Raw genomic sequence first — 19,638 nt, 5'->3', positions numbered from 1 at the left:
TGGCCCGGTTGAAGGTCAGAACCGCCGCCGCCCCCCGCGAGCGCGACGTGCCCCGGCAGGACATCCGCTCCCGTCCGACCCGCCTGAAGGATCAGGCGGCCGAGGCCGCGCGCGCGCCGGCAGCGTCGGCGGTCCACGGCGAACGCGCGATCTCCTCGGCGAGCCGCTACGGCCTCGACGCCTTCGCGTTCTTCGTCGCGAACCTGCAGACCGGGTTCGGCCCGTTCCTGGCGGTCTACTTCTCGCAGGCCAAGTGGACCCAGTCCGACATCGGTTTCGCCCTCACGGTCGGCAGCCTCGTGGCGCTCCTCGGCCAGGTGCCGGGGGGCGCCTTCGTCGACGTCGTGCGCTCGAAGCGCTTCGCCGCCGCCGTAGCGGTCATCGGGATCGCCGGCAGCGCCTTCGCGCTGGCGGTCTGGCCGAGCTTCCTGATCGTGCTCCTGGCGATGGCGCTCCACTCGGCCGCGAGCTGCGTGCTGACACCGGCCATCGCGGCGATCAGCATCGGTCTGGTCGGGCGCGCCCGAGCCGGCGAGCGCCTCGGCCGGAACGCGAGCTTCGCCGCCCTCGGCAACGCCCTCGGCGCGGCCGGCATGGGCGCCATCGGCTACTACCTGTCGAACGGCGCCGTCTTCTACCTCACCGCCGCCCTCGGGATCCCGACGGTGATCGCGCTGGCGCGCATCCGCGCCCAGGACATCGATCCGGGCGTGTTCAAGGAGCCGGCCCAGGCGGCGGCGGCCTCGACGGCGCCCGCGTCCGGCCAGGACGGCATCCGCGCGCTCCTGACCAACCGCGGCCTCCTGTGCTTCGCGGCCTGCATGGTGCTGTTCTTCCTCGCCAACGCCGCGATGCTGCCCCTCGTCGGCAGCGTCCTGACCCTGCGGGCGAGCGAGACCGCGACCGCGTTGGTGGCGGCCTGCATCATGGTCCCGCAGGCCGTCCTCGCGGTCAGCGCCCCGGCGGTCGGCCGGGCCGCCGAGCGTTTCGGCCGCTACCCGGTGCTGCTGTTCGGCTTCGGCGCCCTCCCGGTCCGCGGCCTGCTGCTCGCCTACACGACCAACCCCTACGGCCTCGTCGCCATCCAGGTGCTCGACGGGATCTCGGCCTCGGTGCTGGGCGTGATGGTGCCGCTGATCGTGTCGGACCTCACCCGCGGCACCGGCCGCTTCAACCTCGCCCTCGGTGCGGTCGGGACCGCCATGGGCATCGGCGCGGCCCTCTCGACCTCGCTCGCCGGCATCATGGCCGACCATCTCGGCAGCCACAGCGCCTTCCTGGGGCTCGCGGTCGTCGGCTTCGCGGCCTTCATGCTGGTGGCGCTGATCATGCCGGAGACGCGCCAGCCGGAGCGCGCGGCCTGACCCGGCGCGGCATCGGATTCGCTTGGGTGTTTCCAAGCCGCTCAAGCGGCGTTCAGGTTCTGCGGATAAAAGCGCGGCGAAGGTGCGAGCCGGTGAAACATATGGCAACGCTCTCGCGTTGCCGCTGCGGGTCAGACTGCGCCCGCGCTGCACTCCGCCTCAGCCCGTAAGCCAAAGCCGCGCGAATACGGAATGGTCACCGCGATGGAAGAGCTGCACCGATACGCCGACAGGCCCTTCGCCTTCGTCGGACGGTATCTCCGGCGCCGCTGGCTGCCGCACCTGGTCATCCTGATCTCGGTGCTCGGCGCCGTCGGCTTCTCGGTCTCCACCGACTACGCCCTGAAGGGCGTGGTCGACGCGCTGACGAAGGGTCCCGGCCCCGACAACACCGTGATCTGGGGCGCCCTGGCGGTCCTGATCGCCTTCATCGCCGCCGACAACATGCTCTGGCGCGTGGCCGCGCTGACCGGCGCCTTCACCTTCGTGGGCATCACGGGCGACATCCGGCGCGACCTGTTCCGGCACCTGACCGGCCACTCCCCGACCTTCTTCTCCGACCGCCAGCCGGGCACCCTGGCGTCGCGGATCACGGCGACCTCGAACGCGATCTTCACGGTCGAGAACATGTTCGTGTTCAACGTGATGCCGCCGACGGTCGCGGCCTTCGGGTCGATCGCCTACATCGCCACCGTCAACCTCACCATGGCGGGCATCCTGGCGGGCGTGTTCGCCGCCGTCGTCGTGCTGATGTTCAAGATGGCCGCGGCCGGCAAGCCGCTGCACCACGACTTCGCCGCCAAGGCCGCCTCCGTCGACGGCGAGATGGTCGACCTCGTCGGCAACATGTCGCTCGTGCGCGCCTTCTCGGCGTTCAAGCGGGAGGGTCAGCGCTTCGAGGGCACCGTCGCCACCGAGATGCGCGCCCGCCGCTCGTCCCTGCTCTACCTCGAGAAGCTGCGCATCGTGCACGCGGTGCTCACCGTGCTCGCCGTGTTCGGCCTGCTCTACTGGGCGATCCAGATGTGGGAGGCCGGCCAGGCGACGAACGGTCAGGTGGTCCTCGTCTGCACGCTCGGCATCCGCATCCTCGCCGCGACCCGCGACCTCGCGGTGGCGCTGGTCGACGCGACCCAGCACACCGCCCGCCTCTCCGAGGCGCTGCACACCCTGCTCCAGCCCCACGACCTCGTGGACCATCCGGAAGCGCAGCCGCTCAGCGGCCAGGGCGCCAAGATCGAGTTCGAGCACGTCGCGTTCAGCTATCCGGACGGGCGCCCCGTCTTCACCGACTTCGACCTCGTCATCGAGCCCGGCCAGCGCGTCGGCCTCGTGGGCAGGTCGGGCGGCGGCAAGTCGACCCTGTTCTCGCTGATCCAGCGCTTCTACGACGTGCAGAGCGGCGCGATCCGCATCAACGGCCAGAACATCGAGCGCGTCACGCAGGAATCCCTGCGCGAAGCGATCACGGTCGTGCCGCAGGACGTCTCGATGTTCCACCGCTCCCTGCGTGAGAACATCCGCTACGGCCGGCCCGAGGCGACCGACGAGGAGGTCTGGCAGGCGGCCGAGGCGGCGCACTGCACCGACTTCATCAAGGCCCTGCCGGAAGGCTTCGACACGATCGTGGGCGATCGCGGCGTGAAGCTCTCGGGCGGCCAGCGCCAGCGCATCGCCATCGCCCGGGCGATCCTGAAGAACTCGCCGATCCTGCTACTCGACGAGGCGACCTCGGCGCTCGACGCCGAATCCGAGCAGGCGATCCGTCACGCCCTCGCCAACCTGATGAAGGGCCGGACCGTCATCGCGATCGCGCACCGCCTCTCGACGCTGCAGGATTTCGACCGGATCGTCGTGCTCGACGGCGGCCGCATCGCGCAGGACGGCTCGCCCGACAAGCTGACCCATCTCGACGGCTTCTTCCGGGAGCTGATGAAGAAGGAATCCATGGCGATGGCGCTCGCCGCCGCGTGATGATCCTTCTCGCCGAGCGGACGCACCGCAGCCGTCTTTGCGAGCGCAGCGAAGCAATCCAGTGAGGCACGCGATGCCCGAGCGTGGCGCATCCCTGGGTCGCTTCGCTGCGCTCGCGATGACGGTGCGGATCGAGTGACGGCCCGGCGGCCGGCGCTCGCCGGCCGATCGTCGCGCGGGCACGGCCGCTCCGGTTCCCACGTCCGCCCGGCACTGCTAGATCACCGCGCGGCCGGACCGGACCTTGCATCGCCTGAGACGTCGCGAACCGGCCCGGTTCCGACGCAACGCGACGCCCGAGCCCGACCGTGCCCGACCTTGCCCACGTCATCCGGGAGATCTCCGAGGAGATGGCCCAGCGCCCCGACCGGGGCGCGGTCGCGGACTACATCCCGGAGCTCGCCCGGGTCGATCCCGGCCAGTTCGGCCTGGCGGTGATCGACGCCGAGGGGCAGGTCTTCACCGGCGGCGACAGCGAGACGCCGTTCTCGATCCAGAGCGTGTCGAAGGTGTTCACGCTCACCCTCGCCCTCGGCATGGTCGGCGACCGCCTCTGGAAACGGGTCGGCCGCGAGCCCTCGGGCAACCCGTTCAATTCCATCGTGCAGCTGGAGCGGGAGCGCGGCGTGCCGCGCAATCCCTTCATCAACGCGGGCGCGATCGCGGTCACCGACGTGATCCTCTCGGGCCACGAGCCCCGCGAGGCGCTGGGCGAGATCCTGCGCTTCATGCAGTTCCTGGCCCAGGATTCCAGCATCACCATCGACGAGACGGTGGCGGCTTCGGAGAAGCGCACGGGCTTCCGCAACACCGCGCTGGCCAACTACATGAAGTCGTTCGGCGTCCTCGACAATCCGGTCGACTACACGCTCGGCGTCTACTTCCACCACTGCGCCATCGCGATGAACTGCCGCCAGCTCGCGCGGGCCGGACGGTTCCTGGCGCATAACGGCGTCAACCCGTCGACCGGCCACTCGGTGGTGTCGGCGGAGCGCGCGCGCCGCATCAACGCGATCATGCTGACCTGCGGCCACTACGACGGGTCGGGCGAGTTCGCCTACCGCGTGGGCCTGCCGGGCAAGAGCGGGGTCGGCGGCAGCATCCTGGCGATCGCGCCCGGCAAGGCGTCCATCGCCGTCTGGTCGCCCGGCCTCGACGCGGCGGGCAATTCCCATCTCGGCCGCATCGCCCTGGAGCGGCTGACGCAGCGCATGGGCTGGTCCGTCTTCGGCGCCTGACGGCTCCGCCGCGCGGCCCGCGTCGCGCCCCCTTGCGCGCTGCACGCTTCCGCGGCACTGCGCCGGCGGGGCGCCGCGGCGCCGAGACGAGGCTCACCGGCATGGCGACGCGTACGGCAGTCCGGGCTTCCGACGAAGGTCTCGATCCCGGCGCCATCCTGGCCCGTCTCGACCGGCTTCCGGCGACGCCGACGGTCTGGCGCCTCGTGATGCTGCTCGGGCTCGGCTTCTTCTTCGAACTCTACGACCTGCTGTTCACCGGCTACGTCGCGCCGGGGCTCGTCAAGGCCGGGATCCTGACGCCGACGACTCCGGGCCTGTTCGGTGCCAGCGGCGTCGCGAGCTTCGTCGCGGCCCTCTTCACCGGCCTGTTCATCGGCACCATCGCCTGCGGCTGGCTCGCCGACCGGTTCGGCCGGCGGGCGATCTTCACGTGGTCGCTGCTGTCCTACACCGCCGCCAACGTGGTGATGGCCTGCCAGAGCGACGCCTTCGGCCTCAACCTCTGGCGCCTGATCGCGGGAATCGGCCTCGGCCTGGAGATGGTGACGATCGGCAGCTACCTGTCCGAGCTGGTGCCGAAGGCGATCCGGGGCCGGGCCTTCGCCCTGTGCCAGGGCATCGGCTTCACCGCCGTGCCGGTCGTGGCGTTCCTGTCCTACCTGCTGATCCCGGCGGCACCCCTCGGCATCGACGGGTGGCGCTGGGTGGTGCTGATCGGCGCCTCGGCGGCGATCGTGGTCTGGTGGATGCGGGCGGGCCTGCCGGAGAGCCCGCGCTGGCTCGTCGAGCACGGCCGTCTGGCGGAGGCCGAGGCGGTCTTGCGGCGGCTGGAGGCGCGGATCGCGGCCGAGCACGGCGGCGCGCTTCCCGCACCGGCCGCGCCGGAGCCGGTGCAGCCGCGCGGCGCGTTCCGCGACATGTGGGTCCAGCCCTACCGGCGCCGCGCCCTGATGATGGCGGGGTTCAACGTCTTCCAGACGGTCGGCTTCTACGGCTTCGCCAACTGGGTGCCGACCCTCCTGGTTGCCCAGGGCATCACGGTGACGTCGAGCCTCGCCTACACGGCGCTGATCGCGCTCGCCGCCCCGGTCGGGCCCTTGATCGGCCTCGCCATCGCCGACCGGTTCGAGCGCAAGCACGTCATCGTGGCCGCCGCCCTCCTCTACATCGCCTGCGGCCTGGCCTTCGCGCAGACGCGGGACGTCACCGTCATCGTGGCGCTCGGCATCGGCCTGACGCTGGCCTCGAACGTGATGTCGTACAGCTTCCACGCCTATCAGGCCGAGCTGTTCCCCACGGGCATCCGGGCCCGGGCGGTCGGCTTCGTCTATTCCTGGAGCCGCTTCTCGGCGATCTTCACCGGCTTCGTCATCGCGTTCGTGCTGCGGGAGGCCGGGACGCCGGGCGTGTTCCTGTTCATCTCGGCGGCGATGCTGGCCGCGGGCCTGCTCGTCGGGCTGCTGGGTCCCCGGACGCGGGACGTCGCGCTGGAGAAGATCGCGGGGTGAGGCCCGTGAGGAGCACAGCTCCCGGCAAGCCGAATCCGTGCTAACCTCGGGCATGGTCGCTCAGCCGAGATCCCGGATGACGGTCGACGAGTTTCTCGCCTGGGCCGAGGGGCAGCCGGGGCGCTTCGAGCTGGTCGATGGCGAGGTGTTCGCGATGTCACCGGAGCGGGCCGGACATGCGTTGGTCAAGTTCGCAGCACAGACAGCCCTGAATCGCGCGATCAGAGCCTCCGGTGTCGTCTGCCACATGATGCCCGACGGCATGACGGTCCGCATCGACAGCACGACGACGTTCGAACCGGATGCGCTGGTCTATTGTGGGCCCCGGATGGATCTCGATGCCGTCGAAGTGCCGGATCCCGTCATCGTCGTCGAGGTTCAGTCGCCGGGCACACGCGCGGTGGACTCGGGCCTCAAACTGACCCGCTACTTCGGTCTGGAGAGCGTCATCCACTATCTGATCGTGGATCCGGTGAAGCGCCTCGTCATCCATCACCGCCGCGCGCAGGGCGGCCTGATCGAGACCCGCATCGCGACCCGGGAGACGCTGGACCTGACGCCCCCCGGCCTGCGCCTGCCCGTGCCCGAGCTGTTCGCCGACCTCGCGCCCGCCGACGACGGCGCTTGATCCGATCCGAGGCGGATGCCACAGCGGCGCGAACGCGAATCAGGACGCCCGGATGACTGCACCCCTCGATCTCCTCGTGCTCGGCAACGCGATCGTCGACGTGATCGCCCGCACGGACGACGCCTTCCTGTCGACGCAGGGCGTCACCAAGGGCGCGATGCAGCTCATCGACGAGCCGCGGGCCGAGGCGCTGTTCCAGGCGATGGGACCGGCGACGATCGTGTCGGGCGGCTCGGGCGCCAACACCGCGGTCGGCGCGGCGCTCCTCGGGGCCAAGACCGGCTTCGTCGGCAAGGTCCGGAACGACGAGCTCGGCGGCCTGTTCAGCCACGACCTCAAGGCGACCGGCGTCGACTTCGCCGTCCCGGCCGCCGCCGAGGGGCCGGCCACCGCCCGGTGCTTCGTGCTCGTGACGCCGGACGGCGAGCGCACGATGAACACCTATCTCGGCGCCTGCCAGGGGCTGTCGCCCGACGACGTCGACAAGGCGCTCGTGAGCTCGGCCCGCGTCGTCTATCTCGAGGGCTACCTGTGGGATCCGCCGGCCGCCAAGGACGCGTTCCGCAAGGCCGCGCAGCTCGCCCATCAGGCGGGCAACGCCGTCGCGCTGACCCTCTCTGACGCGTTCTGCGTGGGCCGCTACCGCGACGAGTTCCTGGGCCTCGTGCGGGACGGCAGCATCGACATCCTGTTCGCCAACATGGCCGAGCTGCAGAGCCTCTACGAGACCGAGGATCCCGAGGCCGCCGTGGCGGCCCTGCGCGACGAGCGCAACGCCCGCGGCCGGCACCTGCTCGGCCTCGTCACGCGCTCGGCCGACGGCGCCCTGGTGGTCCAGGGCGGCGAGGTCCGGGCCGTCGAGGCGAGCCCGGTCCAGACCGTGGTCGACACGACCGGCGCGGGCGACCTGTTCGCCGCCGGCTTCCTGGCCGGGCACGCCCGCGGGCTCGACAACGTCGCCAGCGCCCGCCTGGGCACGCTCGCGGCCGCCGAGGTCATCCAGCATATCGGCGCCCGCCCGCAGGCGGACCTGGTCGGCCTGGCCAAGGCGCGCGGGCTCCTCTGAGCCGGCGCGCCGGGCGTGCGGCCGGAGGTCCGCGACCGCGCCGATCCGGCGCACTCAGGCCGCGCGGACGGTCGCGAGGAAGCGCGTCACCTCGTCCCTGAGGTGGCCGGACCGGTTCGACAGCTCCGAGGCTGCCGTGAGAACCTGATCGGCCGCCGCTCCGGTCCCCTTCGCCGCGTCGGCGACGCCCGTGATGGTGCTGGTGGCGTCCGCTGCCCCCTGGGCGGCCTGGGAGACGTTGCGGACGATCTCCTGCGTCGCGGCGCCCTGCTGCTCCACGGCGCTGGCGATCCGCGTCGCCACCGCGCTGAGTTCCTGGACCCGACCGCCGATGCGTCCGATCGCCGTGACGGCGTCGCCGGTGGAAGACTGGATCCGGGCGACGTGGCCGCCGATCTCGTCGGTTGCCCGCGCGGTCTGACCGGCCAGTTCCTTGACCTCCGCGGCCACGACGGCGAAGCCGCGGCCCGTCGCGCCGGCCCGCGCCGCCTCGATCGTGGCGTTCAGCGCGAGGAGATTCGTCTGCTGGGCGATGGTCGAGATCAGGGTCACGACATGACCGATCTGGATCGCCGCCCCGTTCAGCTCTTGGACCAGATGCGCGGTCGCCTCCGCGTCCGCGACCGCCGACTGTGTCAGTTCCGTCGAACCCGCGACCTGGCGGCCGATCTCCTGGACGGAGGCGCCGAGCTCCTCGGCCGCCGCCGCCGCGACGCTGACGGTGCTGGCGGCGCGTTCGGCCGCGCTCGCCACCCGGATGGAGCGATCGGCGGTGTCGGCGGCTGCCTCGTTCATGGCCGAGGCCGTGTCCTGCAGCGCGGCGACGGCGGCCGAGACCGTGCCGATGATGCCGCCGACCGTGCCCTCGAAGGCGTCGGCGATCCGGTGCATGCCGCTCCGCCGCTCCGCCTCGGCCGTGGCGCGGGCCTGTGCGGCGTCGTGCTCGAGCGTGCGCGCCCGGATCAGGCCGTCTTTGAAGACCTGGACGGACGCCGCCATGACGCCGATCTCGTCCCCGCGCTCGGAACCGCCGACGGCCGCGTCGAGGTCGTCGGCCGCGAGCCGACCCATGGTTCCGGCCAGGGACCGGATCGGGCGGGCGACCCGGTGCCAGACCCACCAGACCGCCGCGCCGGTCATGAGCAACCCGATGACCGCGAGCGCGACGGTGACGGACCACGCCGTCCGGAACGCGTCCTCGGAGCGCTGGACCGAGACGTTCGTGCCCTCGGCGGTGACCTGGGCGAGATCCGCCAGGGCATCGAAGGCGGCCACGAGCGGCGGGCGGGCGGGCGCGATGGCGTCGCGGGCCGCGTTCCGGTCGCCGCGCCTGAGCGGGGCGAGGATCGCCTCCTGGTCGGTGCGATAGACCTTCCACCGCCCCTCGAACGCGTCCCAGAGCGCGCGCTCCCGGGGCGTCGTCGCGCGCGCGCGATAGCTCTGGAAGGCCTCGGGGATGGACTGATCCATCTCGACGAACTCGGCATCGAGGGCCCGGTTCTCACCGTCGTCGACGGCGATCACCTTGCGGATCGTCGTCGTGTGGTACCGCAGCATCAGGAATCGAATCGTATGGAGATCGTTGTCCTTGCGCACCCAGACGTCGCGGGTCTCCACGGCGGCGGCGTTGATGGCCTGTATCTGCATCAAGCCGACGGCCGAGCTTGCCAGGAAAAGCAGAAAGCCGACGATCGAGGGGAGTATCAGCTTCGATACGATACTTTTTCGCAGTCTCATCTCGGGCACCACAGAGGACGACACCGTCGCGTCGGGATGCATGAAGATGAAAGACAGATTTTTCCGCAACCTCTACTGCGGCAGCGATCTGCGCCGCAGATCGGCGCGGAACGCATAGCGCGTCGCCCGCCGACGCCGCGCTGCGGGTCGCGCGCCGATCCGGGCTGAGGCGGGCGGCCGCGCCCCGGGTCAGGGCCGCAGGAGAACCTTGCCCACCGCCGCGCGGCGGGTCAGGAGGCCGAAGGCCTCCGGGTACTCCGCCATCGGATAGACGCCGTGGACCTGCGCGGTGAGCCTGCCCGCGGCGACCCAGTCGAGGAGCCGGCGCTGATCGGCCCGGTGCGCCTCCGGCTCCCGGTCCAGGAAGGCGCCCCAGTGGACGCCCTGCACGTCGAGTTCCTTGAGGAGCATCAGGTTCAGCGGCAGCCGCGGGATGGCGCCGGCGGCGAAGCCGATCACGAGGAAGCGCCCGCGCCAGCCGAGCGCCCGCAGGGCCGGCTCCGCGTAGGCGTCGCCGACCGCGTCGTAGACCACGTCGATCCCGCCGCCCGAGATCCGGCGCAGCTCGTCCTTGAGCGTCGCCGGGTCGTAGACGACGCCCGCCTCGGCGCCGTGGGCGCGGGCGACCGATAGCTTCTCCTCCGAGGAGGCGCAGGCGATCACCCGGGCGCCCATCAGCCGGCCGAGCTCGACGGCGGCGAGGCCGACGCCCCCGGAGGCGCCGAGGACCGCCAGCCACTCGCCGGGCCGCAGGCGCGCGCGGTTCGCCAGGGCGTGCAGCGAGGTGCCGTAGGTGATGGTCAGCCCGGCCGCCTGCTCGTCCGGCACGGCGTCCGGCACCGGCGTGAGCCGGGCGGCGTCGAGGGCGATCAGCTCCGCGCAGCAGCCGTGCCCGGCATGGACGATCACCCGGTCGCCCACGGACACGCCCGCGGCGCCCTCGCCCAGCGCCTCGACCACGCCGACCCCCTCGCCGCCCGGCGAGAACGGCAGGGTCGGCTTCACCTGGTAGCGCCCGGCGGTGATCAGCGTGTCGAAGAAGTTCAGGGCCGCCAGCCGCATCCGCACCAGCGCCTGCCCGGGGCCCGGCACCGGGTCGGGCCGCTCGACGATCTCCAGATGCTCCGGCCCGTCGAGCTTCGTGCACAGCAGCGCCCGCATGGCGTCCCTCCTCCCCGGCGTGTCCCGGCCGATCAGGCCCGAACCGACCGTGCGGTCAAGCCGTTCCGATCATCTCGCGGATGCGGGCGCCCAGCACCTCCACCACGAACGGCTTGGTGATGACCTGCATCCCGGCCTCGAGGGGCCCGTTGCCGAAGACCGCGCTCTCGGCGTAGCCGGTGACGAACAGGACCTTGAGGCCCGGGCGCGTGAGCCGCCCGGCCTCGGCCATCTGGCGCCCGTTCATGCCCCCCGGCAATCCGATGTCGGACACCAGCAGGTCGATGCGCACGTCGGATTGCAGCACTTTGAGGCCGGCCGCGCTGTCGGCGGCCTCGATCGCCGTGTAGCCGAGATCCTCCAGCACCTCGGTGACCAGCATGCGCACGGTCGGCTCGTCGTCGACCACCAGCACGGTCTCGCCCGGCGCGGCCAGCGGCGGCGCGCCGACGGCGGCGTGCGCGTCCTCCTCGGCGACCGCGCCGCGGTGGCGGGGCAGGTACAGGCAGACCGTCGTGCCCCTGCCGACCTCCGAGTGGATCCGCACCTGGCCGCCGGATTGCTGCGCGAAGCCGTAGATCATCGACAGGCCGAGGCCGGTGCCCTGCCCCAGGGGCTTCGTGGTGAAGAACGGCTCGAACACCTTGCCGACGATCTCCGGCGCCATGCCGCTGCCGGTGTCGGTGACGCACAGCGACAGGTACTGGCCCGGCGGCATGTCGTGGCGCCGGGCGGCGCGCTCGTCGAGCCACGCATTGGCGGTCTCGATCGTGATGCGGCCGCCCTCCGGCATCGCGTCCCGGGCGTTGATGCACAGGTTGAGGAGCGCGTTCTCGAGCTGCGGCGGGTCGACCAGGGCCGGCCAGAGGCCGGGCGGCGCCACGACCTCGACCACCACGGCGGGGCCCACGGTGCGGCGGATCAGCTCCTCCATGCCGGCCACCAGCCGGTTCACGTCGGTGGGCTTCGGGTCGAGGGTCTGGCGACGCGAGAAGGCGAGCAGCCGGTGGGTCAGCGCCGCGGCCCGTTTCGAGGCCCCCTGCGCGGCGTTGATGTAGCGGTCGACGTCCATGACGCGGCCCTGGCCGAGCCGGGTCTGGATCAGCTCCAGCGAGCCGGAGATGCCGGCGAGCAGGTTGTTGAAGTCGTGGGCGATGCCGCCGGTCAGCTGGCCGACCGCCTCCATCTTCTGTGACTGGCGCAGGGCCTCCTCGGCGGCGGCCAGGGCGTCGGCGCGCTCGCGCTCCGCGGTGAAGTCGCGGCCGACGGCGTTGATGACGCCCTCCCCCGGCCGGGCCGCCCAGCTGATCCAGCGATAGCCGCCGTCCCGGTGGCGGTAGCGGTTGTCGAAGCGCGCGAGGCTCGACCCCGCGGAGAGCTGGCGCGCGCCCTCGACGGTGCGGTCGAGATCGTCCGGGTGGACGAAGGCGATGAGCTTGGTTCCGATCAGCTCGTCCGGGCCCCAGCCCAGCACCTCGGTCCAGGCCGGGTTCACCGCGGTGATGGTCCCGTCGAACAGGCAGCGCAGCATCATGTCGGACGAGAGCGTCCACAGGGCGTTGCGGTCGGCCGTGCGCTCCTCGACCTGCTGCGCCAGCGTGGCGTTGAGTTGGCGCAACTCGGCCAGGGCGGCCTCCAGCCGGCCCTGGCTCTCCTTGAGGGCGGCGTCCGCCAGGACCCGGCCGGTGGTCTCGTTGGTGAGGATGAACAGGCCGGCGACCCGGCCCTCGGCGTCGAGAACCCGCGAGTACGAGAAGGTCCACCACGTCTCGCGCGCGCCCCGATCGGTGTCGAGCTGCCACGGCAGGTCGACGAAACGCTCCGGGCGGCCCGCCATGGCGGCGTCGATGATCGGTTTGGCCTGATCCCAGGCATCGGCCCAGACCACGTCGAACCGCTCGCCCATCGCCCAGGGCAGCCGCGGACCGAGCAGCGGGAAGTAGGTGTCGTTGAAGAAGAAGTGGAGGTCGGGCCCCCAGGCCAGGATCATCGATTCCGGCGAGTTGAGGACGAGCGACAGGGCCGCGCGGAACTCCGCCGGCCATGTCTCCGGAAGCCCCAGGGGATGACCCGACCAGTCGCGCGCGCGGATCATGCGCGCGGCCTCACCGCCGCCGGAGAGGAAGGGGAAGGAGTCGGTCACGGGCTCTGAGCAATGCAGGTCATGGGCGTACGGCGTATGACCGTCTTCGGCGGCATCTCCAAGATGCCCGGTCGCGGTTCGACGACGTCGTCTCAGCGCGCCGCCGTCCTCGCGGGCGGAGCGAAGCGACCCAGGGCTACGGGACGTCGGAAAGCGCGGCGCCGGCTGGATCGCCTCGCTCCGCTCGCGAAGACGGCCGGCTGAGCCTCGGTCCGACTCGTCAATGCGCCTCCTGCCAGTTGCCCGCCGCGTTGGCCTCGACCACCAGCGGCACCTTCAGGGTCAGGGCCGGCGCCGGCGCCTCCTCCATGACGCCGCGGATGATCGGGATCGTCCGCTCCACCTCGTCCTCGGCCGCCTCGAACACCAGCTCGTCGTGCACCTGCAGCAGCATGCGCGCCCTGAGCTTCTTCGCGGCGAGGGCCGCCTCCATCCGCGTCATGGCCCGCCGGATGATGTCGGCGGCCGAGCCCTGGATCGGCGCGTTGATCGCCTGCCGCTCGACGCTGGCGCGCTCGGATGGGTTGTTGGAGCGGATCTGCGGGTAGTGGCACACGCGGCCGAACAGGGTCGTGACGTAGCCCTTGTCGCGGCAGCTCTTCTTGGTGGTCTCGATGTAGTCCCGGATGCCCGGGAACTGCTCGAAATACTGCTTGATGAACGCCGAGGCCTCCTCGCGGCCGATGCCGAGCCGGTCGGCGAGGCCGAAGGCCGAGATGCCGTAGATGATGCCGAAGTTGATGGTCTTCGCCCGGCGCCGCAGGTCGGGGGTCATCGCCTTGAGCGGCACGCCGAACATCGCCGAGGCCGTCGCCGCGTGGATGTCGATCCCGTCCTCGAACGCCTTCCGGAGTTCCGGGATGTCGGCCATGTGGGCCAGCAGCCGCAGCTCGATCTGCGAGTAGTCGGCCGAGATCAGCCGGTTGCCGGGCGCCGCCACGAAGGCGCGGCGGATCCGGCGACCCTCCTCGGTGCGGATCGGGATGTTCTGCAGGTTCGGCTCGGAGGAGGACAGCCGCCCCGTGGTGGTCGCCGCCAGCGAGAACGAGGTGTGGACCCGCGCCGTCTCGCGGTCGGCATGGGCCTGGAGCGCGTCCGTGTAGGTGGATTTCAGCTTCGAGAGCTGCCGCCATTCCAGGATCTTCTTGGGCAGCTCGTGGCCCGCCTGGGCCAGCTCCTCCAGCAGGGTCGCGGGCGTGGCCCACTGGCCCGACGGCGTCTTCTTGGCCCCCGGCAGACCCATCTTCCCGAACAGGATGTCGCCGATCTGCTTCGGCGAGCCGACCGAGAATTTCTCCCCGGCATCCTCCTGGATCTCTTCCTCCAGGCGGACGAGGATCTGCGAGAAATCCCCGGACAGGCGGCTCAGCATCTCCCGGTCGACGCGGATGCCGCGCTGCTCCATCCGGGCGATCACCGGCAGCAGGGGCCGCTCCAGGGTCTCGTAGACGGCGACCCGGTGCTCGGCCACGAGGCGCGGCTTCATCATCCGCCACAGGCGCAGGGTCACGTCGGCGTCCTCGGCCGCGTAGGCGGTGGCCTTGTCGATGGCGACGCGGTCGAAGGTCACCTTGTTGCGGCCGGTGCCGGCCACGTCCGAGAAGGTGATCGGCTGGTGGCCGAGGTGCCGGCGGGCCAGCTCGTCCATGCCGTGGCCGCCCTTGCCGGCGTCGAGCACGTAGGAGATCAGCATCGTGTCGTCGAACGGCGCGACCTCGATGCCGTAGCGGGCGAGCACCACCCAGTCGTACTTGAGGTTCTGGCCGACCTTCAGGACGCCGGGGTGCTCGAGGAGCGGCTTCAGCCGGGCGACGGCCTCCTTCAGGGGGATCTGGCCCGGCACCGGCTCGACCACGTCGGAGGGCGCGGCGCCCTCGCCGAACAGGTCGGTGGCGTCCGCCTGCACCTTGGCGGCCTGGACGTGGGCGAGCGGGATGTAGCAGGCCCGGCCGGTGGCGACCGCCAGCGAGACGCCGACGAGGCCGGCCCTGTGGGCATCGAGCGAGTCGGTCTCGGTATCGACCGCGATCACGCCGGCCTCCTCGGCCTCGGCGATCCAGGCGTCGAGCTGCTCCAGCGACGAGACCGTCTCGTAGGCGGCGGTGTCGAACGGCGCCACGGATTCCGCGGCCCGGGCCGCCACCACGTTGCCGGGCGTCGCCTCGACGGGCGCCCGGGGCTTGGCGGGCGCGTCCGGCAGGTCGAGATCGGCGAAGGGATCGATCTCGCCGCCCTCCGGCGGGGCGGCGCCCGGCGGTCGCTCGGCCCCGGCGGCCGCGGTCTCGGGATCCGGCGGCACGGAATCGCCGAAGAACGGCACCGCGTCGCTGCCGCCGGCGGCGTTGCCGTAGCCGTGCGGCCGGGCGCCCGGCAGGAGGCGCGGATCGGGCTTCACCGCCTCGGGATCGACGTGCAGCATCTGGGCGATGCGGCGCGTCAGCGTGTTGAACTCCATCGCCTTCAGGAAGCCGACCAGCTTCTCGGGATCGGGCTGGGGCACGCCGAGGTCGTCCAGCGGCACCGGGACGGGCACGTCCTCCATCAGCGCCACGAGCCTGCGCGACAGCTTGGCCTGATCCACGTTGGCGAGCAGCGTCTCCCGCCGCTTGGGCTGCTTGATCTCGCCCGCCCGCTCCAGCAGGGCCTCGAGGCTGCCGAACTCCTTGATCAGCGCCGCGGCCGTCTTCAGGCCGATGCCGGGCACGCCCGGCACGTTGTCGGAGGTGTCGCCGATGAGCGCCAGCGCGTCGCCGATCTGGTTCGGCTGCAGGCCCTCCCACTTGGCGACGATCGCCTCGACGTCGAGGTTGCGCTCGGGCCGGTAGCCGGGCTTGCCCTTGGCACCCGACTCGAAATCGTAGAACCGCACCTGCGGCCCGACGAGCTGCATCAGGTCCTTGTCGGACGAGACGATGATGACGCCCGCGCCCCGCGCCTCGGCCTGGCGGGTGTAGGTGGCGATGAGATCGTCGGCCTCGTAGCGCTCCAGCTCCACCGCGTGCAGGCCGAAGGCGCGCACCGCGTCGCGCATCAGCGGCATCTGGCGCTTCAGGTCGTCTGGCGCGTCCGGGCGGTGGCCCTTGTAGTCGGGGAACATCTCCTTGCGGAACGAGCCCTCCGACTTGTCGAAGACGATCCCGAGATGGCTCGGCATGGTGCCGGCGGCGCCGTCCTGCAGGAACTGCGCGATCTTGGTGCAGAACAGCCGCACGGCGCCGGTGGGCAGCCCGTCGGAGGGGCGCGAATTGTACTTCTGGTCCTGGTTGATCGACTGGAAATAGGCCCGGAAGATGAAGGACGAGCCGTCGACCAGGATCACCTGATCGCCGGGTCCGACGGGCTTGGTCTCGGGGCTCGAGTCGGGCTTCGAGTCGGTCATGGGCTCAGGCGGCTCGGGGCGATCAGGAGTCGGGCGCGCGGGCGATTTCGGCGCGGCAGGCCGCGACGAGAACGGGCAATTCGTGGTGGACGGTGAGCCAGACGATGTCCAGCGTCACCCGATGATAGCTGTGGCGATAAAAGTTCCCCGCATCCGCGATCTGACGCCACGGCACGGCGGGATATCGGGCTCTCGTCTCGGCGCTCAATCGGCGGCTCGCCTCCGAGATGATCTCCAGGCAGCGCACGATCGCGAAGTGGGTGCGTTCGTCTGCCTCGAACGTCTCGAGCGTGAATCCCGCCACGAAGCGGGCAACGCGCTCCGCGTTGGCGATCATGTCGGCGCAGGCGGCCCGCTCGCGTTCAGAAGGCGGAAATGGCATCGCGCTCCGCGTGCGTGCGAACCCGATCCTTCAGGGCCGCCCGATCCGCCACGTCGACCCGGATCGGAAAGAGATCATCGATGAAGTGGCACAGGCCGACATAGCCGAAGAGACCGCCCACGACGGACACATCGATCTCGATCATCACGTCGAGATCGCTGTCGGCCCGCGCCTCCCCCCGGGCAACCGAACCGAACAAGGCCGCGTGCAGCACGCCGCGGCGGCGCAGTTCCGCCTCGTTGGCGCGCAGGATGTCGAGGGCGGCGAGCTTGTCCATGGCGGCGGGACCGGAGGGAATCGGCGGCCGTCAGCATAGCAGAAGCGCGGCAGAGGAGGATCAGGCCGCCAGCTCGCGCCCGAGCGCCTCCACCCGGCGCAGGTCGTCCACGAAGGCCGCGTAGGCCTCCGCCTTCGCCTCGTCCGGCAGCCGGAGCAGGTAGGACGGGTGGACCGTGATGAAGCCCTGGAATCGGTTGTCGTGCCGGTCGAAGCGGAACGGGCCGCGCGCCCGGGTGATCGGGATCGCCTTGCCGGTCAGCGCCAGCACGGCGGTCGCGCCGAGCGCCACGACGAGCTTCGGACCGACGAATTCGAGCTCCCGGTCGAGCCACCACCGGTAGTGGCTGACCTCACCGGCTGTCGGCTTCTGGTGGATGCGGCGCTTGCCGCGCTCCTCGAACTTGAAGTGCTTGACCGCGTTCGTCAGGTAGCTCGCGCCCCGGTCGATCCCGGCCTCCGCCATGGCGCGGGAGAGCAGCTGGCCGGCGGGCCCGACGAAGGGCCGGCCCTGCCGGTCCTCCTGGTCGCCGGGCTGCTCGCCCACGAAGGCCACCGTGGCACCGACCGACCCCTCGCCGAGCACGGCCTGGGTGGCCCCCGGCACCAGCGGCTCGGTCCGGCGGATGATCGCGTTCAGCTCGTCGAGGCTCTTGGGATCCTGGTCGGCCATGGCGGCGACGGCCCGGGCGGGTTCGCGGCGTGTGGGCATGGTCGGCTCCCTCTCGATCATGGCTACGGTGCGCCCGGCCGCCGCCCGGACCAGGGCGGGGATCGCGGCCGTCTCGGGCATGTTGTGCCAGTACTTCTTGGGCATCTCCGCCCGCATGGCCTTCAGGTTGGTGCGGGCCGGGTTGAACGTGCTCTCGTAGTAGGTCTGCCAGCCCGCCTCGAAGCCGTCGCCCTCGGGGAGCTGCGCCCGGTCCCCGGCCGGCCCGAAGGTCAGGGTCTCGGTGTCCCAGTGGGCGGATCCGTCGGGGGTCAGGATCGACCAGCGCATCCCGCGGAAGCGGTTCACGAAGAACGGCGCCGCCGCCTCGAGGATGTGGTGGTCCGGCTCGAACCACGCGACGTAGCGCTCGCCGTCCGGTCCCTCCGCCCGGCGGAAGCGCAGGAAGGCGTGCATCTTGTGGAGGTCGCGCCCGATCGCCTTCGCCATCCGGTGCAGGCGGTGGACCAGCGGGTCGCTGCCGACCTCCATCAGGTGGCGCTCGCCGCGGCAGACCCGCCAGACCAGCGCGTAGAGCAGGCCGTAGCGCTCCGGATCGCGGTGAGGGATCACCTGCGGGATCAGGCTGGCGACGGCCTTCGGCAGGACGAGCGGCGCTCCGGCGGCCGGCTCCCCGTCGCCGCTGAACAGGCCGGGCGAGTCCGTCACCGACCACGTCACGGCTCCGGGCGCGACGCCCTGCGCGACGAGGCTCCGGACGGCCTTGCGGAAACCGTCGAGATCGGCGCCGGGGCGCAGCGTGACGGCGCGCGCCGACCGTGGATCCGCCCCGTCACCGCGGGGCGAGGGACGCGGCGCGTGCCCCGCCCCCATCAGAACAGGCTCAGCTGCGCCGCGGGCTCGACCAGCCGCGCCCGGAGGTCGAGGCGGTCCGTGAGCGCGACGGGGCGATGATCGGCGGCGACGAGGAACGGCCGCGCCCGCTTCAATCCGGAGGTCAGCCGGGCGACGTCGTCGAGGCGCAAGGTCGCGTGGCGGCGCGCCCGGATGATCTTGTCGACCGCCCGCGCCCCGAGCCCCGGCACCCGCAGCAGCCATTCCCGGTCGGCGCGGTTCACGTCCACGGGGAACTTGTCCCGGTGCTTGAGCGCCCAGGCGAGCTTCGGGTCGATGTCGAGGGCCAGCATCCCGCCCTCGGAGGCGTCGGCCACCTCGTCGGGGGTGAATTCGTAGTACCGGAGCAGCCAATCGGCCTGGTACAGGCGGTGCTCGCGCTGGAGCGGCGGCGGCTTCGGCGGCAGGATCGCCGACCCGTCCGGGATCGGACTGTAGGCGGAGTAGTAGACCCGCTTCAGCCCGACGCTGCCGTAGAGGAGCGCACTCTTGCGGATCAGGGCCTCGTCGGTGGTGGCGTCCGCGCCGACGATCACCTGCGTCGAGTGGCCGGCCGGCGAGAAGCGGCGCTTCTCGGCCTTGGCCTGCACGATGCGCTCGCCGATCTGCGCCATTGCCCCCTGGATCGCGGCGCCGTCCTTCTCGGGCGCGAGCCGCTCCAGGCTCGCCTCGGTCGGCAGTTCGACGTTGATCGAGAGCCGGTCGGCGTAGAGACCGGCCTCCTCGATCAGCCAGGGGCTCGCCTCCGGGATCGACTTGAGATGGATGTAGCCGGCGAAGCCGTGGTCGCGCCGGAGCGACTTCGCCACGCGGGTCAGCAGCTCCATCGTGTGATCCGGCGACTTGATGATGCCGGAGGAGAGGAACAGCCCCTCGATGTAGTTGCGCCGGTAGAAGTTCAGGGTGAGGTTCACGACCTCCTCCACGGTGAACTTCGCCCGCCGCACGTTCGAGGAGCGCCGGTTCACGCAGTAGGCGCAGTCGAACAGGCACCAGTTCGTCAGCAGGATCTTGAGGAGCGAGACGCACCGCCCGTCGGGCGTGTAGGCGTGGCAGATCCCGGCCCCGGTGGTCGATCCGAGCCCGTCCTTGCCGGCCGCCCGCTTCGGCGCGGCCGAGGAGGCGCAGGAGGCGTCGTACTTGGCGGCGTCCGCGAGGATGCGCAGCTTCTTGGCCAGGGTCTCGTCCATCGAACAGACAATGAACAACGCGGCC

Annotated in this window: 15 protein-coding genes; 7 read left to right on the top strand and 8 right to left on the bottom strand. The window is 71.4% G+C overall.

What is annotated here, in order from left to right; translation table 11 throughout:
* Window positions 1-8: 8 nt before the first annotated feature.
* From ACLBYG_RS12790 to ACLBYG_RS12765, 6 genes are all read left to right on the top strand, one after another.
* Complete coding sequence (locus ACLBYG_RS12790) at window positions 9-1,364, top strand: MFS transporter (protein ID WP_447681703.1); 1,356 nt, start codon at window positions 9-11, stop codon at window positions 1,362-1,364.
* A gap of 204 nt (window positions 1,365-1,568) precedes the next feature.
* Window positions 1,569-3,338 carry an ABC transporter ATP-binding protein gene (locus ACLBYG_RS12785; protein ID WP_026604824.1) on the top strand — a complete coding sequence of 590 codons (1,770 nt, stop codon included), beginning with the start codon at window positions 1,569-1,571 and terminating at the stop codon, window positions 3,336-3,338.
* A gap of 308 nt (window positions 3,339-3,646) precedes the next feature.
* Window positions 3,647-4,576, top strand: a complete 930-nt coding sequence (locus tag ACLBYG_RS12780) for a glutaminase (protein WP_020092523.1) — start codon at window positions 3,647-3,649, stop codon at window positions 4,574-4,576.
* A gap of 101 nt (window positions 4,577-4,677) precedes the next feature.
* The gene (locus ACLBYG_RS12775) at window positions 4,678-6,087 is read left to right on the top strand and encodes an MFS transporter (RefSeq protein ID WP_447681692.1); all 1,410 of its coding nucleotides are present in this window, start codon (window positions 4,678-4,680) and stop codon (window positions 6,085-6,087) included.
* 76 nt (window positions 6,088-6,163) lie between these two features.
* Window positions 6,164-6,715 (top strand): Uma2 family endonuclease, encoded by a 552-nt coding sequence (locus ACLBYG_RS12770; protein ID WP_447681691.1) that lies wholly within the window; start codon window positions 6,164-6,166, stop codon window positions 6,713-6,715.
* A gap of 52 nt (window positions 6,716-6,767) precedes the next feature.
* Entirely contained in the window at window positions 6,768-7,781 is a 1,014-nt protein-coding gene (locus ACLBYG_RS12765; RefSeq protein WP_447681690.1) for an adenosine kinase, read from the top strand.
* Between the two features lie 54 nt (window positions 7,782-7,835).
* Here ACLBYG_RS12765 and ACLBYG_RS12760 read toward each other — a convergent pair whose 3' ends face one another.
* Window positions 7,836-9,461: a methyl-accepting chemotaxis protein gene (locus tag ACLBYG_RS12760; RefSeq protein WP_447681702.1), complete on the bottom strand. Its 1,626-nt coding sequence runs from the start codon at window positions 9,459-9,461 to the stop codon at window positions 7,836-7,838.
* On the opposite strand from ACLBYG_RS12760, the gene ACLBYG_RS12755 reads away from it, so the two are divergent.
* Window positions 9,370-9,636 carry a hypothetical protein gene (locus ACLBYG_RS12755; RefSeq protein WP_447681704.1) on the top strand — a complete coding sequence of 89 codons (267 nt, stop codon included), beginning with the start codon at window positions 9,370-9,372 and terminating at the stop codon, window positions 9,634-9,636. The genes ACLBYG_RS12760 and ACLBYG_RS12755 overlap by 92 nt on opposite strands.
* A gap of 71 nt (window positions 9,637-9,707) precedes the next feature.
* Here the strand turns inward: ACLBYG_RS12755 and ACLBYG_RS12750 are convergent, their stop codons facing one another.
* The 7 genes from ACLBYG_RS12750 to ACLBYG_RS12720 form a co-directional block, all read right to left on the bottom strand.
* Entirely contained in the window at window positions 9,708-10,679 is a 972-nt protein-coding gene (locus tag ACLBYG_RS12750) for an NADPH:quinone oxidoreductase family protein (RefSeq protein WP_447681689.1), read from the bottom strand.
* Between the two features lie 55 nt (window positions 10,680-10,734).
* Window positions 10,735-12,822: an ATP-binding protein gene (locus ACLBYG_RS12745; protein ID WP_447681688.1), complete on the bottom strand. Its 2,088-nt coding sequence runs from the start codon at window positions 12,820-12,822 to the stop codon at window positions 10,735-10,737.
* Window positions 12,823-13,042: 220 nt separating this feature from the next.
* Window positions 13,043-16,201 carry a DNA polymerase I gene (polA, locus tag ACLBYG_RS12740; RefSeq protein ID WP_447681687.1) on the bottom strand — a complete coding sequence of 1,053 codons (3,159 nt, stop codon included), beginning with the start codon at window positions 16,199-16,201 and terminating at the stop codon, window positions 13,043-13,045.
* Between the two features lie 22 nt (window positions 16,202-16,223).
* On the bottom strand, window positions 16,224-16,583 hold the full coding sequence (locus tag ACLBYG_RS12735) for a HepT-like ribonuclease domain-containing protein (RefSeq protein ID WP_447681686.1): 360 nt from the start codon (window positions 16,581-16,583) through the stop codon (window positions 16,224-16,226).
* Window positions 16,564-16,860, bottom strand: a complete 297-nt coding sequence (locus ACLBYG_RS12730; protein WP_020092532.1) for a nucleotidyltransferase family protein — start codon at window positions 16,858-16,860, stop codon at window positions 16,564-16,566. The genes ACLBYG_RS12735 and ACLBYG_RS12730 overlap by 20 nt, the downstream gene beginning before the upstream one ends.
* Before the next feature lie 60 nt (window positions 16,861-16,920).
* Window positions 16,921-18,402, bottom strand: coding sequence for a UdgX family uracil-DNA binding protein (locus tag ACLBYG_RS12725; protein ID WP_447681685.1), 1,482 nt, complete (start codon window positions 18,400-18,402; stop codon window positions 16,921-16,923).
* Window positions 18,402-19,613, bottom strand: coding sequence for a putative DNA modification/repair radical SAM protein (locus ACLBYG_RS12720; protein WP_447681684.1), 1,212 nt, complete (start codon window positions 19,611-19,613; stop codon window positions 18,402-18,404). The genes ACLBYG_RS12725 and ACLBYG_RS12720 overlap by 1 nt, the downstream gene beginning before the upstream one ends.
* Between the last annotated feature and the right edge of the window lie 25 nt (window positions 19,614-19,638).

It is taken from the genome of Methylobacterium sp. D53M (genome assembly GCF_053345625.1).
This window is presented reverse-complemented; position numbering and strand designations above follow the sequence as displayed.

Coding starts and splice junctions, on each gene's coding strand:
- ACLBYG_RS12750 (WP_447681689.1), bottom strand. CDS start 10,679: ATGCGGGCGCTGCTGTGCACGAAGCTCGACGGGCCGGAGCATCTGGAG.
- ACLBYG_RS12770 (WP_447681691.1), top strand. CDS start 6,164: ATGACGGTCGACGAGTTTCTCGCCTGGGCCGAGGGGCAGCCGGGGCGC.
- polA (WP_447681687.1), bottom strand. CDS start 16,201: ATGACCGACTCGAAGCCCGACTCGAGCCCCGAGACCAAGCCCGTCGGA.
- ACLBYG_RS12725 (WP_447681685.1), bottom strand. CDS start 18,402: ATGGGGGCGGGGCACGCGCCGCGTCCCTCGCCCCGCGGTGACGGGGCG.
- ACLBYG_RS12730 (WP_020092532.1), bottom strand. CDS start 16,860: ATGGACAAGCTCGCCGCCCTCGACATCCTGCGCGCCAACGAGGCGGAA.
- ACLBYG_RS12720 (WP_447681684.1), bottom strand. CDS start 19,613: ATGGACGAGACCCTGGCCAAGAAGCTGCGCATCCTCGCGGACGCCGCC.
- ACLBYG_RS12785 (WP_026604824.1), top strand. CDS start 1,569: ATGGAAGAGCTGCACCGATACGCCGACAGGCCCTTCGCCTTCGTCGGA.
- ACLBYG_RS12735 (WP_447681686.1), bottom strand. CDS start 16,583: ATGCCATTTCCGCCTTCTGAACGCGAGCGGGCCGCCTGCGCCGACATG.
- ACLBYG_RS12775 (WP_447681692.1), top strand. CDS start 4,678: ATGGCGACGCGTACGGCAGTCCGGGCTTCCGACGAAGGTCTCGATCCC.
- ACLBYG_RS12765 (WP_447681690.1), top strand. CDS start 6,768: ATGACTGCACCCCTCGATCTCCTCGTGCTCGGCAACGCGATCGTCGAC.